At 66.3% G+C, this 15,154-nt stretch carries 12 protein-coding genes; 3 read left to right on the top strand and 9 right to left on the bottom strand.

Annotated elements, in window-relative coordinates; genetic code table 11:
- Positions 1 to 3: 3 nt before the first annotated feature.
- From J2S73_RS06190 to J2S73_RS06150, 9 genes are all read right to left on the bottom strand, one after another.
- Positions 4 to 1,413, bottom strand: a complete 1,410-nt coding sequence (locus J2S73_RS06190) for a hypothetical protein (RefSeq protein WP_306884577.1) — start codon at positions 1,411 to 1,413, stop codon at positions 4 to 6.
- A gap of 285 nt (positions 1,414 to 1,698) precedes the next feature.
- On the bottom strand, positions 1,699 to 3,312 hold the full coding sequence (locus J2S73_RS06185) for a thiamine pyrophosphate-dependent enzyme (RefSeq protein ID WP_306884576.1): 1,614 nt from the start codon (positions 3,310 to 3,312) through the stop codon (positions 1,699 to 1,701).
- Positions 3,313 to 3,334: 22 nt separating this feature from the next.
- Positions 3,335 to 4,963 carry an acyl-CoA synthetase gene (locus J2S73_RS06180; RefSeq protein ID WP_306884575.1) on the bottom strand — a complete coding sequence of 543 codons (1,629 nt, stop codon included), beginning with the start codon at positions 4,961 to 4,963 and terminating at the stop codon, positions 3,335 to 3,337.
- 118 nt (positions 4,964 to 5,081) lie between these two features.
- Positions 5,082 to 6,191, bottom strand: coding sequence for an ABC transporter ATP-binding protein (locus J2S73_RS06175; protein ID WP_306884574.1), 1,110 nt, complete (start codon positions 6,189 to 6,191; stop codon positions 5,082 to 5,084).
- 2 nt (positions 6,192 to 6,193) lie between these two features.
- Positions 6,194 to 7,084: a carbohydrate ABC transporter permease gene (locus tag J2S73_RS06170; protein ID WP_306884573.1), complete on the bottom strand. Its 891-nt coding sequence runs from the start codon at positions 7,082 to 7,084 to the stop codon at positions 6,194 to 6,196.
- Positions 7,081 to 7,989: a carbohydrate ABC transporter permease gene (locus J2S73_RS06165; protein WP_306884572.1), complete on the bottom strand. Its 909-nt coding sequence runs from the start codon at positions 7,987 to 7,989 to the stop codon at positions 7,081 to 7,083. The genes J2S73_RS06170 and J2S73_RS06165 overlap by 4 nt, the downstream gene beginning before the upstream one ends.
- Before the next feature lie 64 nt (positions 7,990 to 8,053).
- The gene (locus J2S73_RS06160; protein ID WP_306884570.1) at positions 8,054 to 9,310 is read right to left on the bottom strand and encodes an ABC transporter substrate-binding protein; all 1,257 of its coding nucleotides are present in this window, start codon (positions 9,308 to 9,310) and stop codon (positions 8,054 to 8,056) included.
- A gap of 329 nt (positions 9,311 to 9,639) precedes the next feature.
- The gene (locus tag J2S73_RS06155) at positions 9,640 to 10,527 is read right to left on the bottom strand and encodes an MBL fold metallo-hydrolase (protein ID WP_306884569.1); all 888 of its coding nucleotides are present in this window, start codon (positions 10,525 to 10,527) and stop codon (positions 9,640 to 9,642) included.
- A 171-nt stretch (positions 10,528 to 10,698) separates the two neighbouring features.
- Entirely contained in the window at positions 10,699 to 11,814 is a 1,116-nt protein-coding gene (locus tag J2S73_RS06150; protein WP_306884952.1) for a pyridoxal phosphate-dependent aminotransferase, read from the bottom strand.
- A gap of 258 nt (positions 11,815 to 12,072) precedes the next feature.
- Here J2S73_RS06150 and J2S73_RS06145 point away from each other — a divergent pair, with 258 nt between their 5' ends.
- From J2S73_RS06145 to accB, 3 genes are all read left to right on the top strand, one after another.
- Complete coding sequence (locus tag J2S73_RS06145) at positions 12,073 to 13,503, top strand: M48 family metalloprotease (protein ID WP_306884568.1); 1,431 nt, start codon at positions 12,073 to 12,075, stop codon at positions 13,501 to 13,503.
- 100 nt (positions 13,504 to 13,603) lie between these two features.
- Positions 13,604 to 14,353: a DsbA family protein gene (locus J2S73_RS06140; protein ID WP_306884567.1), complete on the top strand. Its 750-nt coding sequence runs from the start codon at positions 13,604 to 13,606 to the stop codon at positions 14,351 to 14,353.
- Between the two features lie 328 nt (positions 14,354 to 14,681).
- Positions 14,682 to 15,146, top strand: a complete 465-nt coding sequence (gene accB / locus J2S73_RS06135) for an acetyl-CoA carboxylase biotin carboxyl carrier protein (RefSeq protein ID WP_306884565.1) — start codon at positions 14,682 to 14,684, stop codon at positions 15,144 to 15,146.
- The last annotated feature ends 8 nt before the right edge of the window (positions 15,147 to 15,154 follow it).

Genomic DNA, 15,154 nt, shown 5'->3' with positions numbered 1-15,154 from the left:
TTCCTACCCCATCTTCTTTGAGATGACGAAGCTCTCGTCGTGGAACCAGAGCCCGCCGTGCTTCCTCAGAACGTCGCGGGTGGCATCGAGATAGATGCCGTCCCTCACGGCTTCGTTGAGCCGTTCGTCCTCGATCTGATTGACGTAGATCGCCGCGTTCCAGGCGGCGAACAGCGTGGAGGTGCCGATCGGCCCTTCCAGTTCGTTCGGCAGCGTGTGCATGTCGTACCGAAAGATGGACCTGGCATCGGAATAGGCGTTGAACTTCAGGTCGCGTCCGGCTGACCCGAGCACGTCCTTGGTCGATTTCAGGATGTCGTGCCGGTCGTTCTCGAACGGATTCTCGTCGGGCCAGACGTTGCGGATGATCTCCAGCCCCGGGTCGTCGCCGTGGGAATGGATGCCGATCAGGCGCCCGCCGGGACCGAGCGCGCGCGCCAGCGGCGCCACCACCTTTTCAGCCTTGAACCGGGCCGGGACACGCAGCCGGTAGGGCTGCGACGCGATGACGAGGTCGTAGTCGGCCCGGGTTGCGCCGGGCCGCGGAATGACGGAGTCCAGCAGAAACTTGTGGTCTTCCCGGTAAAGCACCAGCACGACCGGACGCTCGTAGACCGGGTTGCCTGTGCGCGGATGCGCCTTCGCCTTCCAGTTCTCCGCCAGGAACGGTTCGAGCGCGGTCAGCTGTTCCTCGAAGTCGAACGACGACGAGCCGCGCAGCGGCACCTCTTCCCACACCAGGCTGTTGGCGGCCGCCGGGTTGTGCACCCTGAGCCAGGGCGCCTCGGAATAGAACATGTTGGTGAGGACGACGACGCTCGCCGGATGCTCGTAGAAGCGGTCCGGCATCTTTTCCACGGTCAGCCGGATGTCCTCCAGGCTGATCTCCTTGCCGGCGATCAGATGCGGCATGGTCGGAAACCGGGCGTGCATGGCCCGCATCACCCGGGTCAGCACCGTGCCGTCGCCGACGCCCGCATCGAACAGGCGGATCGCCGGCGGCTTCGGATGGATGTTCGCCAGCTCCATCGAGACGCGGTTGGCGACGACCCACTTCTCCGAGCAGGTGTTCACGAACAGCAGATATTTCTGGCGGTTGTCGAAGAAGCGGAAGTTGCGCTCCGACTTCGTGGACTCCGGATCGATCGCCTCAACGACACCGGGCGCGCCCGCCTCGACGTCCGCAGCACCGTTTGCGTTGCCGTTCGCAGCGTGTGCATCGGCCGGCACACCATCGTGGGCCGACATATAGTCCTCGACCTTCTTCAAGGTCTTGAGGGTGATGCTCTTTCCGTCGCGCAGCCGGGCCACGAGCTTGCCATCGTTGGCCACGACGCGCCCGAACGTCGATTCCGCCATTTCATGATGGCGGCAGAACCGGGTGATCTCAGAGACCAGCTGATCCGTGTCCACGGCCGTTCCCCACCGGCTGGATTTCCTCCCGCCGACCGCTTCCCGCGGCTCCAAGGGGGTCGCCGCGGCGCGGTCGGATCCTGTGTTGTCCCGAAAATGGGAAGCCTGTTTGGGGCAGATGTCAAAATGAATGTTTCCCACTTTGATTGTGGGAAATTTCCTATATGGGCGCGATTGCGGTCCGTTCGGCGCGCCAACCGAGGCCCGGCCCACCGAATTCCGCAAGGCCGGAATGATCCGCCCGTGCCCGGGACTCAAGCCCAGTTCGGCTTGGCCTGGACAGGATCAACGATGAATGAAGCGCCAGGGCGACACCTCGGACGCGAGATCCAGCGGGATCTCGATCACGGTCGGCAGGCCGCTGGCCAGGGCGCGTTCCAGAGCCGGCTTCAACTCCTCGGGGCTCGTGACCCGGGCCGCCCGTGCGCCGAAGGACTCCGCCAGCTTCGGGAAGTCCGGGTTTTGAAGCGGCGAGGCCAAGACCCGGCCGTCGAAGTGCTGTTCCTGATCCCGGCGCACGTTTCCGTACGCGGAGTTGTTGAAGACGAGGACGGTCACGGCGATGCCGTACTGGACGGCCGTGGCGAGTTCCTGAACGGCGAACATGAAGCCGCCGTCGCCGCAGATCGACACGACCGGTGCGTCGGGCTTCGCCACCTTCGCGCCGAGCGCCGTCGCATAGCCCGAGCCGAGCGTGCCCTGATAGCCCGATGAGAGGAACGTCCGCGGCTGGTAGACCGGGAAGGCATACCACGACGCGAACCCCGCCTGGCACAGCTCGTCGGTGACGATGCCGTCGTCGGGGAGCACATCGCGCAGCACCTTGAGATACTGCGCGTGCGGACGGATCTCCTGGATCTCCCGGGCCGCCTTTGCTTTGGCGACCGCGATCGTCTCGGAGCGGTCGGGGAGCGCCGCGCCGATGCGCTCCAGGGCCGCCAGCAGCTCCGCCGTCGCGCTCGCCGCGCCGCCGAGGATGTCGACATCGGACGGCGCCCGACGCAGCTCGGCCGGGTCGATGTCGATCCGGATGGTCGTCTGCCCCTCGGGACGCCAGCTCCAGCGCCAGCCCGGCACTTCCAGCCGCGTCCCGATCCCGATCACAAGATCGGTCTCCGCCCAAAGCTCGTAGGCCTCCGCGATCGTCAGGCCGAGCGGATCGCGGTTGGAGACAATGCCGCGTCCCGACCGGAAGGCCACGACCGGTGCACCGATCCGCTCGGCAAGTGCCCGCACTTCCTCCGTCGCCTCGATCGCCCCGGAGCCGACGAAGATCATCGGCGCCTTCGCGTCGGCGATGCGCCTGGCGGCGTCGGCAACCCGGTCGGGATCGACCGGCGGTTCGGCCTGGAGCGGCAGGGGATCGGTCAGCGCCACAGGCGCGCGGTTGGTGAACTGATCCCATGGCATTTCGACGGCCGCCGGTCCGCGCCGAAGCGACGCCATTTCCTGGAACGCCCGTCCGAGCTTGTCCGGAACCTGGCTTGGATGGTCGACCCGGTCGGCCCACTTGGTCAGCCCTTCCAGCGTGGCGAGCTGGTCGGGCATCTCGTGCAGATGCCCCCTGCCCCGCCCGAGAAAGGCGCTCGGCACCTGTCCGGTCAGGCACAGGACGGGCTCGTTGCCGCCGAGTGCGGTGATCAGCGCCGCCCCGGTGTTGAGAACGCCGGGACCCGGCACGACCGAATAGACCCCGGGCCGGCCCGACGCGCGGGCATAGCCGAAAGCCATGTAGCCGCAGCCCTGCTCGTGACGGGCGCCCACCACCCGGATCCGGTTGGAGCGCGCGAGCGCGTCGAACAGCCCGTAGATCTGCGCACCGGGAAGGCCGAACACGGTATCGACGTCGTGCGCTTCCAGCGTGCGGACCAGCGCCTCTCCCCCGGTCATCACGTCCATGATCGCCCCCCAAAAGGATCGCTCAGAGCCGGCGCGCCTGGTCGCGCAGCTCGAATTTCTGGATCTTGCCCGTCGACGTTTTCGGCAGGGCCGAGAAGACAACGGTCCGGGGGCACTTATAGTGCGCGAGGTGATCGCGGCAGAACGCGACGATCTCCTCCTCGCTCACGGTCTGCCCCGCCCTGAGTTCCACAAAGGCGCAGGGGGTCTCGCCCCATTTCTCGTCCGGCCGCGCCACCACCGCAGCAGCGGAAACGGCCGGATGGCGATAGAGCACGTCCTCCACCTCCACCGACGAGATGTTCTCGCCGCCGGAAATGATGATGTCCTTGGAGCGGTCGCGGATCTGAAGATAGCCGTCCGGATGCACAACCGCGAGATCGCCGGAATGGAACCAGCCATCGGACAGCGCGCTGTCCGTCGATGTCGGGTTCTTGAGGTAGCCCTTGGCCACCACGTTGCCGCGGAACATGATCTCGCCGATGGTTTCCCCATCGTGCGGCACTTCCGCGAGCGTCTCGGGATCGAGCACCTTGAGGTCGGCCAGCACGTGGTAGCGCACCCCCTGCCGGGATTTGAGACGCGCGCGCTCTTCGGAGGATTCCGCGTTCCAGTCCGCGTGCCAGGAGCAGACCACCGCCGGCCCGTAGACTTCGGTGAGACCATAGACGTGGGTAACGGCGAAGCCCGCCTTCTCCATCGCCTCGAGGGTGGAGGCCGGCGGCGGGGCCGCCGCCGTCATCACCTTCACCTGATGCGGCAGCGCGACCTCCGTCGACGTCACCGCATCGACCACCATGGAAAGCACGATGGGCGCGCCGCAGAAATGGGTGACGCCCTGGCTCCGGATGGCCTCCAGGATCGCATCGCCGCTGACCTGACGCAGGCAGACATTGGTGCCGCCCAGCGCGGCGATGGTCCACGGAAAGCACCAGCCGTTGCAGTGGAACATCGGCAGGGTCCAGAGATAGACCGGATGATGCGCGAGGTCCCAGGCGAGGATGTTGCCGAGCGCGTTCATGTGCGCACCGCGGTGATGGTAGACGACGCCCTTCGGATCGCCCGTGGTGCCCGAGGTGTAGTTCAGGGAAATGGCGTCCCACTCGTCGGCCGGCGGCGCCCAGTCGAAGGTCGGGTTTCCGCCCGCCAGAAAGCTCTCATAGTCGGCCTGGCCGATCGGCGCGTGCCGCTTGGCGGCCATCGGATCGTCCACGTCGATCACCGGGATCGTCCGCCCGAGTTTCGCCAGCGCCTCGGCCATCACCGGCGCAAACTCGGTGTCGCAGATGACCAGCTTGGCCTCGCCGTGATCGAGCATGAAGGCGATGGCCTCCGCATCCAGCCGGATGTTGAGCGCGTTCAGCACCGCGCCGGCCATGGGCACCCCGAAATGGCACTCGATCATTTCCGGCGTGTTGGCCAGCATCGCCGCGACGGTGTCGTTCTTGCCAATCCCGTGGGCCTGGAGCGCGGAGCCCAAGCGCCGCGCCCGGTCGTACACGTCCGCCCAGGAGTAGCGACGATCCCCGTGCACGACGGCGAGATGGTCGGGGTAGACATGCGCCGATCGCTCCAGGAACCCGAGAGGCGACAGGGCGGCGAAGTTGGCGACCCGGCGGTCGAGACCCTGGTCATAGGCGGCGGTCGGCATGGCGCTCCTCAAGTTCGTTTGTCAGGACCTCCGCCATCGGACGAAGGCCGGTGTTGGGCCACCTTGAAGCGGCCGAGAGGGAGCTTGCCACACGGGACGGGCTGCCGGAAATGGTCGATCAGATGCGCTTGCCCGTTTCAACGTCGAAGAGCTTCGCCTTCGCCATGTTCACCTCGAACGCGAACGGCTGGCCGACCTCGGCCGGCGCGCCGGGGCGCACCCGGGCGATCAGCTCCGCGCTGCCCAGCGAGGAGATGATCATGGTATCCGGGCCGGTGGGCTCGATCACCTCGACCGGGCGCTCGAACGCAAACAGGTTCTCCCCCGTCTGCTGCCCGTCCCGCTCCGATATCGTTTCCGGCCGGAGGCCGAGCTTGACCTGGCGCCCCTCCTGGCCGCCGACGGTTTCGGCAAGCTTGGCCGGCAGCGGAAACGCGATGGTGCCGTCCCGGTCAGAAACCTCCACGACCGCACCGCCGTCGCCCCGCCTCACCGTGCCGTTCAGGATGTTCATGGGCGGAGAGCCGATGAAGGAGGCCACGAACAGGTCGGCGGGCTCCTCGTAGATCTCCTCCGGCCGGGCGAACTGGCGGACGTGTCCCTGGTCCATCACCGCAATGCGCGAGGCCAGCGTCATCGCCTCGATCTGGTCGTGGGTGACGTAGATCATCGACTTGCCGAGCCGCTGATGCAGCTTCTTGATCTCGGTGCGCATCTCGATGCGCAGCTTCGCGTCCAGGTTCGACAGCGGCTCGTCGAACAGGAAGAGGTCCGGGTCCCGCACCAGCGCACGGGCCATGGCCACACGCTGGCGCTGGCCCCCGGAGAGCTGCGCCGGCTTGCGCTCCAGATAGTCGTCGATGTGAAGAAGTTCGCTGACCTGCTGCAGCGCCTCGCCCTGCTTCGCCTTGTCGGTGCGCCGGATCTCCATCCCGAAGGTGATGTTCTTGCGCACGGTCTTGGTCGGGTAGAGCGAATAGGACTGGAACACCATCGCGATGTTGCGGTCCTTGGGCGGGACGTCGTTGACCTTCCGGTCGCCGATGAAGACCTCGCCTTCGCTGAGGCCTTCCAGACCGGCGACGATGTTGAGCAGGGTCGATTTCCCGCAGCCGGAAGGACCGACGAGCACGATGAACTCGCCGTCGTCGAAGGCGAGGTCGATCCCCTTGAGGACCTCCGTCGCGCCGAACCGCTTCCAGACATTGTTGAGACGGACGCCAGACATGCTCATCCCTTGACCGCGCCGGCCCCAAGGCCGCGAACGAAATATCTGCCGGCGACGACATAGACGACGAGCGTGGGAAGCGCGGCCATGATCGCCGCCGCCATGTCGACGTTGTATTCCTTCACGCCCGTGGTCGTCGCCACGACGTTGTTGAGCGCCACCGTGACCGGATTGCTTTGGGTGGAGGTGAAGACCACCCCGAACAGGAAGTCGTTCCAGATCTGCGTGAACTGCCAGATCACCGTGACCGCGAAGGTCGGGACCGCCATCGGCAACAGGATCTTGAACAGGATGGTGAAATAACCCGCGCCGTCGATCTTGGCGGCGTCGACGATCGCATCGGCCACCCCGACGAAGAAGGTGCGGAAGAAGAGCGTCGTGAACGCCAGCCCGGCAAAGATATGGACCAGGATCAGGCCCGGAATCGTGCCGGCCAGACCAAGAAAGCCGAGGGTGCGGGCCATCGGCAGCAGCACCACCTGGAAGGGGATGAAGGCCCCGAACAGCATCATCGCGAAGATGATGTCGGCGCCGCGGAAGCGCCACTTGGTCAGCGAATAGCCGGCGAACACGCCGAGCATGGTCGAGATCGCCACGCCCGGGATCGCGATCATGATCGAGTTCAGGAAATAGGGGCGCAACCCCTCGCAGCGCACGCCGACACAGGCCTCGCTCCACGCCTTCGTCCATGCGCTGAAGGTGAGGTCCGTCGGCAGGCTGAGCAGAGTGCCGGCGCGGATCTGTTCCAGCGTCTTCAGTGACGTGGAGACCATCACGAACAGCGGCGCCAGATAGTAGAGCGCGAATATGCCCAGCAGCACGAACAGGAGAACGCGCAGCGCCTTCTGGCTGGCGCCCCGGGGGCGGACGATGCCGTCTGCGGCCCGGCTCATCGCTGGCTCCCCCTCAGCTCGGAATAGAGATAGGGCACCATGATCGCGACGATGGTGGTGAGCATCATGATGGCGCTCGCCGCCGCCATGCCGAGTTCGCTGCGCTGGAAGGCGAAGGCGTACATGAACGTGGCCGGCAAATCGGTGGCGTAGCCGGGGCCGCCGCCGGTCAGCGCGATGACCAGATCGAAGCTCTTGATCGCCAGATGGGTGAGGATGATCACCGAGGACAGGAACACCGGCCCCAGCATCGGCAGGATCACGCTGACATAGCTGCGGATCGGCCCGGCTCCGTCTATCGCCGCCGCCTTGATCAGATCGTCATCGACGGAGCGAAGTCCGGCCAGGAAAAGCGCCATCACATAGCCCGACGACTGCCAGATCGCGGCGATGACGACCGTGTAGATCGCGTAGTCGGGATTGACCAGCCAGTCGAAGGTGAAGTTCGGAAAGCCGAGATCGCGGACCAGCTTCTCCACGCCGAGGCCCGGGTTCAGGATCCACTTCCAGGCGGTTCCCGTGACGATGAAGGAGAGCGCCATGGGGTAGAGATAGATGGTGCGGAGCGCCCCTTCGGCGCGGATGCGCTGGTCGAGCAGGATCGCCAGAACAAGCCCGATCGCCAGGCACCCGAAGATGAACAGGCCGCCGAACACGAACAGGTTCTCGACGGCCACATACCAGCGCGGCGTCGACCAGAGCCGTTCGTACTGGATCAGCCCCGCCCACTCGTAGACCGGGAGGATCCGTGACTTCGTGAAGGAGATATAGAGCGTCCAGGCCGTGAAGCCGTAGACGAAGAAGAGGCTCAGCCCGAAGATCGGCGCGAGCACGATCTGCGGCAGCCATTTCTCCAGCAACCGCAGGGGACCGCCACCTCCGTCCGATCGGGCCGATGCGCTCATCCAGACCTCCGAAGAAAGAAGCCGCGCTCTGGGCGCGGCTTCGTGAGCGTGGTTGCGGTCCGCGTCAGAGACGGGCGCGGTCGATGGAGGTCGCGAGCGTCTGGACCGCGTCTTCGGAACTCATGTCGGAGTTGAAGAAGTTGGTCACGACGTCGAGGAACTCGCCGCGCACGGACCGCGGCACGGCCATCTCGTGGGCCATAGACGGCACGAGACTGTCGGATTCGATGGCCGCTTCCAGGTCCTCCTTGGAGGTCTGGGCGCAGTGATCGAAATCGTCCATCGGGACGTTCTCGTTGGCCGGGATGGAGCCCTTGGCGAGGTTGAAGCTCTCCTGGAAGTCGGGCGACATGATCAGGCTCGCCAGAACCTTCTCGCCCTTCTGCTGCTCCTCGTCGCGCACCTTGAAGAACGCGATGGAGTCGGAGTTCAGGATGAAGCCGTCGCCGGGTGCTGCCGCGCAGAGGAAGTCCTCGCCCGGCACCTGACCGGCGGCGAGAAACTCGCCCTTTGCCCAGTCGCCCATGATCTGGAATCCGGCCTCGCCGTTCATGACCATCTGGGTCGCCAGGTTCCACTCGCGGCCAGAGAAGTTCGGATCGACGTAGCCGCGCAGCTTCCTGAGCTGGTCGAACACCGCCACCATAGTGTCGCTGGTGAGCGCGTCCTGATCGAGCTCGACGAGGGCCTTGCGGTAGAAGTCCGGGCCGCCCACGCCGAGCGCGACGACCTCGAACAGCGTCGCGTCCTGCCAGGGCTGGCCGCCATGGGCGAGCGGCGTGATGCCGGCCTCCTGAAGCTTGTCGGCCACGGCGTTGAACTCGTCCCACGTGGTCGGCATTTCCGCGTCGACCTTGGCGAGAACCTCGGGATTGGCCCACAGCCAGTCCACCCGGTGGATGTTGACCGGGGCCGCCACGTACTCGCCGTCATATTTCATGATGTCGGCCAGCACGGCCGGCAGCTTGTCGTCCCAGTTTTCCTCACTCGCAACGTCGCTGACGTCGGCGAGGACACCCTGCTCGGCCCATTCCTGGATGCCGGGACCCTTGAGCTGGACGGCCGTCGGTGGATCGCCCGCCACCACCCGCGCCCTGAGCGCGGTCATCGCAGCGTCGCCGCCACCGCCGGCAATCGGCGAATCGACCCAGGTGCCGCCCTGCGCTTCGTAGGCGTCCTTGAGCTCACCCACCGCCTTGGCTTCACCGCCGGACGTCCACCAGTGCAGCACTTCCACTTCGCCCTGCGCGAAGGCAGCGGTCGAGGAAAGCAGCAGACCGGCGGCGCACGCCCCGACCAGTGACAAGCGTCCGTAAGCCATCGCGTCCTCCTTGCGATTGACGGGTCGTCTCGAGCGAGACCCCGGCGTTTCCCTGGGGCGCATGGCGCGCGCCCTCGTCGCGGATCGAACGTCCCGGCAGGGCGAGGAGCCCGGCCGAGAGGTCGCGAGTCCCCTAATGGCTCGCGCCGCTTTTCGTTCCGCGGAGAGTGCTGCTAACGCTCCGTAATCGTCAAGGCCACCAACGTGCGGCAGCGCAGCACGAAGCGCTCACGTTCAGGACGAATAAGCTGGATCGAATATGTCGCGCGACGGATCGGCCCGATACGGCCGGGGCCGCTGCTCGCACCGCGTCGGTGCGAGCCGGACGGCTACAGCGTGTCGAGCGGGACCTTCAGATAGCGGTGGCCGCTGTCATCGACCGGCGGCAGCTGGCCGGCCTTCATGTTCACCTGGAGCGACGGAATGATCAGCCTGGGCATGTCGAGCGTCGCGTCCCGCTCGGTGCGCATGGCCACGAACTCTTCGCGCGTCTTGCCTCCGCCGATGTGGATGTTGTGCGCCTTTTCCTCACCGACGGTGGTCTCCCAGCGGATATCGCGACCGTTGGGGCCGTAGTCGTGGCACATGAAGAGGCGCATCTCGTCGGGAAGCGCCAGCACCTTCTGGATGGAATCGTAGAGCACGCCCGCATCGCCGCCGGGAAAGTCCGCCCGCGCGCTGCCGCCATCGGGCATGAACAGGGTGTCGCCGACGAAGGCCGCGTCGCCGATGACGTGGGTCATGCAGGCCGGCGTATGCCCGGGCGTATGCATCGCGAACGCCGTCATCCCGCCGATCGCGTAGGTGTCGCCATCGTCGAAGAGCCGGTCGAACTGGCTGCCGTCGCGCTGGAACTCGGTGCCTTCGTTGAACACCTTGCCGAAGGTGTCCTGCACGATCGTGATGTTCCTGCCGATCCCGATCCGGCCGCCGAGCTTCTTCTGGATGTAGGGCGCGGCCGACAGATGATCGGCATGGACATGGGTCTCGATCAGCCATTCCAGCCGGAGGTCGTTCCGGGTGATGTGGTCGATGATCTCGTCGGCGTGCGCGAACGCGATGCGGCCGGCCGCGTAGTCCAGATCCATCACCGAATCGATCACGGCGCAGGCCTGTGATCCCGGGTCCTTCACCACGTAGCTGATCGTGTTGGTATCCGGATCGAAGAAACCGGTGACGTCCGGCTTGACCGAGAGATCGACGGGATAGGCAGTCATCTCAGGCTCCTTGCGGTTGACGACCCGGCGGGGGCGGGTCCGCGTCGCTGCTCCTGTGCCGAAAACCGTCCAACGGACGGCCGACGCATGAACATTAGTTATTTCTTATGTAATGCCCGATCGGGGCGTCGACAACACCGATACCCCTCAGGCCTGGGACGGTCCGGCCCTTCAACGCGCGTTCAGAAAGCGCCCCAACCGGTCCAGCCCTCCCTGCATGTCGGCGTGCGACCCGGCGAGCGAAAAGCGGACATAGCGGTGCCCGCGAACCGGATCGAAGTCCAGCCCGGGTGTCACCGCCACCCCCTCCTGGTGCAAAAGGTCGCGGGCGAAGACCCGGGAATCCGCGGAGAAGGAGGAAATGTCGGCATAGAGGTAGAAGGCCCCGTCGGCCGGCAGGATCTCGGTGACACCGAGCTTCGGCAGCCCGTCAAGAAGCAGTGTCCGGTTTTCGGCATAGACCGCCCGGATCCGTTCCAGCTCGTCGCGGGCATCGAACGCGGCGGCGGCGGCCATCTGGGAGAGTTCCGGGACCGAGATGTAGAGGTTCTGCGACAGCCGTTCGACGGTGCGCACGAGCCGCTCAGGCACCACCATCCAGCCGACCCGCCATCCTGTCATGCAGTAATATTTCGAGAACGAGTTGATGACGATCGCCTCCGAGGAGGTGGCAAGCGCCGTTTCCGCGCGCCGCCCGTCATAGACGAGCCCGTGATAGATCTCGTCGGAGATGAACCAGAGGCCCATGTCGGTGGCCGCCCGGATCAGCGCCGACAGGGCGTCGGGCGTCATCGTGGTCCCGGTGGGGTTTGCGGGACTGGCGACGAGCACTCCCGACAGCGGTTTCTGCCGATGGGCCTCCGCCAGAAGCTCCGGCGTGAGAGCCCAGCGGGTCGCCGCCGTGGTCTCGATCTCCACCGCTTCCAGATCGACCGCCTTCAGGATGTTGCGGTAGGCGGGATAGCCCGGTGTCGGCAGTGCGATCCGGTGGCCGGCATCGAAGCCGGCCAGGAACGCCAGCATGAAGCCCGCCGACGAACCCGTGGTCACGGCAATGCGCTCCGGGGCGACGGCGACACCGTATTCGTCGCGGTAGTGCCGGGAGATCCGCTCCCTCAGGTCCAGCCGTCCGAGCGCTTCGGTGTAGCGGATGCGGCCATGGGAGAGCACCTCGCGGGCCGCGTCCAGCGCCGGCTGCGGCGCGGGCGCCGCCGGCTGACCGACCTCCATGTGCACGATCTTCCGGCCCTCGGCCTCCAGCCGCGTGGCGTCGGCCAGGACGTCCATGGCCAGAAACGGATCGACATCCCCACGTTTTGACGGTTTGGCCACGCTTTGCTCCACCGAACCCGAACCAGATTATGGAGCGGTGGTAGACCGGAACAGGCGGGAAGATCCAGAGCGGCGGCTTGCGTCGATCAACGTCTCCGTGAAGTCGTTCGCCGCGTTCTCGCCCCAATTCGCGGATCGCTTGATCCCGCCATAGCGCGCGTGGCACGAAAAGAACGTGCCGCTGTGCCGGATGCGAACGTTGCCAGGACGCCAATGACCACAGATCTCGTTCAACACGGTTCCGCTGCCCGAACCGGCGCCCGTTCCCGCACCATGCTGCGGCTCGTCGGGGGGGCGCTGGCCGCAACGGCCTCGCTCCAGCTTGCTCTGGCGCCGCTGCCGGCCGCGGCCCAGGGGCGGAACCTGTCCATCGTCCGCGATGCGGAGACGGAACAGCTTCTCCGCGACTACGCGGCTCCGATCTTCCGCACGGCGGGCATCGCCAGCGCCAATCCGGAAATCATTCTCAACAACGACGACAGCTTCAACGCCTTCGTCGCGGATCCGCGCCGCATGTTCGTCAACACCGGCGTGATCGCGCGGTCCGAAACCCCGAACGAGGTCATCGGCGTTCTGGCCCACGAAACCGGGCACCTGGCCGGCGGCCATCTCATCCGGCTGCGCGACGCGCTTGCCAGGGCCCAGGTGATGGCCGCGCTCGCCACCATCGCCGGCGTCGGCGCGATGGCAGCCGGAGCGGCCACCGGCAATTCCCAGATGGGCGGCGCGGGCGCGGCTGCGATCGGTGGCGGAATGGGCGCCGCACAGCGCTCGCTCCTTTCCTACCAGCGCGGCGAGGAAATCGCCGCAGACCGGGCCGCGCTGACCTATCTGCGCAACACCCAGCAGTCCGCCCGCGGATTGCTGTCGACGCTCCAGGATTCGGCGGATCAGCAGCTCTTCTCCGCGCGCTACGCCGATCCCTACGCGCTGTCGCACCCGATCGCGCGCGACCGGATCGCCCAGCTGGAGGAACAGGCGAAGAAGAGCCCCTACTGGGATGCGAAGGACCCGCCCGCGCTGCAGCATCGCCACGACATGGTCCGCGCCAAGCTGATGGCCTTCACCGAGCACCCCAACCGGGTGCTGCGCGCCTACCCGACCTCCGACAACAGCCAGCCCGCTCAATATGCCCGGGCGATCGTCGCCTACCGCACCGGCAAGCCGCGTCAGGCCCAGCAGGTGATCGATTCCCTGATCCGCACCGAACCGGGCAATCCCTATTTCTGGGAACTGAAAGGCCAGGCCTGGCTGGAGGCGGGACGCCCGCGCGAGGCGATCGGGCCGCTTCAGAAGGCGGTCGAGATGGCGCCGCGTCCGGGACTGATGCGGATCATGCTCGGCCAGGCGCTCGTCGGCGCGAACGATCCAAGCCTGCTGCCGGAGGCGATCCGCCAGCTCGAGCGGGGGGTGCGCGAGGAGCCGAACTCCGGTCTCGCCTACCGCCAGCTCGCCATCGCCTATGCCCGCAGCGGCGACACCGGGCTCGCCGACGTCGCCACCGCTCGCGCCATGATGATGCAGGGTCAGTACATGGAGGCGAAGCGCTACGCCCAGCGGGCTCAAGCGAAATTGAAGCACGGAACGCCCGGCTGGCTTCAGGCCGACGACATCCTGGCGTATAGCCCTCCGAGCCTCCGCTAGAATCGAGGCAGGTTCTTTTGGACCTGCGTCTCGCACGAACCGTTCTTAAAGAGCGCCACGACCGCACCAGCGTCCTACCGCTGCACCAGGAGACCAGTCCATGCGGGTTCTCACCCTTCTTCTCACCCTCGTGTTCGCAGGCCTCACTGCGCCCGCGTTCGCCGCCGAGTTCAGCGACGGCGAGAAGACGGAGATCGAAACCATTGTCCGGGACTATCTCCTGGCGAATCCCGAGGTCCTCGAGGAAGCGTTCTCCAATCTGCAGGAACGGCGCCGGGCTGAAGAAAGCCAGGCGCAGCAGCAGGCGGTGACCGACAACCGTTCCCTGCTTCTCAATTCCTCCCGCCAGGCCGTGATCGGCAATCCCGACGGCGACGTCACCCTGGTGGAGTTCTTCGACTACAATTGCGGCTACTGCCGCCGGGCCAACGACGATCTGAAGCGCCTGATCGACGAAAACCCGGACCTGCGCGTGGTCCTGAAGGAATTTCCCGTCCTGGGGCCGCCCTCGGTGGAAGCGGCCCAGGTCGCGATTGCCGTCAACGACGTGGCCCCCGACCGCTATGGCGAGTTTCACGACACGCTGATCAGCTCTGATGGCCGGGTCGACGGCGCGGCGGCCCTCGCTCTGGTGCGCGAGATGGGCATCGACACGGCGGCGGTCGAGGCGGCGATGGAGGACGACAACGTCCAGGCCACGATCGAGGAAGTCTACGGGCTGGCCAATGCGCTCGGCCTCACCGGCACCCCCTCCTATGTTGTCGGCGACAGCGTGATGGTCGGCGCGGTCGGATTCGAGACCCTGCAGGCGGAGGTCAACAAGACCACCTGCGGCGAACTGAGCTGCTGATCCCCGCCTGACCGCCTAAAGGCGACTTCCCGTTCGGGTTCAACCGGAAAACGGTGAGCGAGCGGGTTGCACCCTTCCGCTCGCCGCTCAGGCAGCCTATAAGGCGAACGGTCCCGGGCATACGGTCCGGCGACGAGGCGGAGCTTGAACTGCCCGTGCGCAACCTGTACGCCCTCAGCTGTCTTCGACGGTGTGAGGGCGAAAGCACACGAAACCGGGCCGCGATGTCACATCGTCGGGCCGAGAGGCAGGACGCTTCCGTCTTTGCGGACCGGCCCGAATCGGCTTCCTCATGAAATTGTTCCCGCAACGGCACGCATCACAGGACATGTCCAAAACAAATTCGCCGATCGACCAGGACCTCATCCGTGCGCTGGCGACCCTGCTGCACGAAACCGACCTCACCGAGCTTGAAGTCGAACAGGAAGGGCTCCGGATCCGGGTCTCGCGCAGCGCAGCCGTGACGGCCGTCGCCGCGCCCGCCGTGGCAGAGCCCCGTTCTGCCTCTCCGGAAGCGCTCGGTACATCGCCTGCCCCCACCCGCGATCCCGCCAGCGACCCCGGCGTGGTCAAGTCGCCGATGGTTGGCACGGCCTACCGGTCGCCCGAACCCGGTGCGCGTCCCTATGTCGAGGTCGGCGACACGGTCGAGCAGGGTCAGACGATCATGATCGTCGAGGCCATGAAGACCATGAACCAGATCCCCTCTCCGCGGTCCGGCCGGGTGACGGCCGTTCATGTCGAGGACGGTCAGCCGGTCGAATTCGGCGAGCCCCTCGTGGCCATCGAATAGGTCGCGCG

Source organism: Amorphus orientalis, from assembly GCF_030814015.1.
Lineage (GTDB): Bacteria > Pseudomonadota > Alphaproteobacteria > Rhizobiales > Amorphaceae > Amorphus > Amorphus orientalis.
This window is presented reverse-complemented; position numbering and strand designations above follow the sequence as displayed.

Coding starts and splice junctions, on each gene's coding strand:
- J2S73_RS06185 (WP_306884576.1), bottom strand. CDS start 3,312: ATGGACGTGATGACCGGGGGAGAGGCGCTGGTCCGCACGCTGGAAGCG.
- J2S73_RS06180 (WP_306884575.1), bottom strand. CDS start 4,963: ATGCCGACCGCCGCCTATGACCAGGGTCTCGACCGCCGGGTCGCCAAC.
- J2S73_RS06175 (WP_306884574.1), bottom strand. CDS start 6,191: ATGTCTGGCGTCCGTCTCAACAATGTCTGGAAGCGGTTCGGCGCGACG.
- J2S73_RS06170 (WP_306884573.1), bottom strand. CDS start 7,084: ATGAGCCGGGCCGCAGACGGCATCGTCCGCCCCCGGGGCGCCAGCCAG.
- J2S73_RS06165 (WP_306884572.1), bottom strand. CDS start 7,989: ATGAGCGCATCGGCCCGATCGGACGGAGGTGGCGGTCCCCTGCGGTTG.
- J2S73_RS06160 (WP_306884570.1), bottom strand. CDS start 9,310: ATGGCTTACGGACGCTTGTCACTGGTCGGGGCGTGCGCCGCCGGTCTG.
- J2S73_RS06155 (WP_306884569.1), bottom strand. CDS start 10,527: ATGACTGCCTATCCCGTCGATCTCTCGGTCAAGCCGGACGTCACCGGT.
- J2S73_RS06150 (WP_306884952.1), bottom strand. CDS start 11,814: ATGGACGTCCTGGCCGACGCCACGCGGCTGGAGGCCGAGGGCCGGAAG.
- J2S73_RS06145 (WP_306884568.1), top strand. CDS start 12,073: ATGACCACAGATCTCGTTCAACACGGTTCCGCTGCCCGAACCGGCGCC.
- J2S73_RS06140 (WP_306884567.1), top strand. CDS start 13,604: ATGCGGGTTCTCACCCTTCTTCTCACCCTCGTGTTCGCAGGCCTCACT.
- accB (WP_306884565.1), top strand. CDS start 14,682: ATGTCCAAAACAAATTCGCCGATCGACCAGGACCTCATCCGTGCGCTG.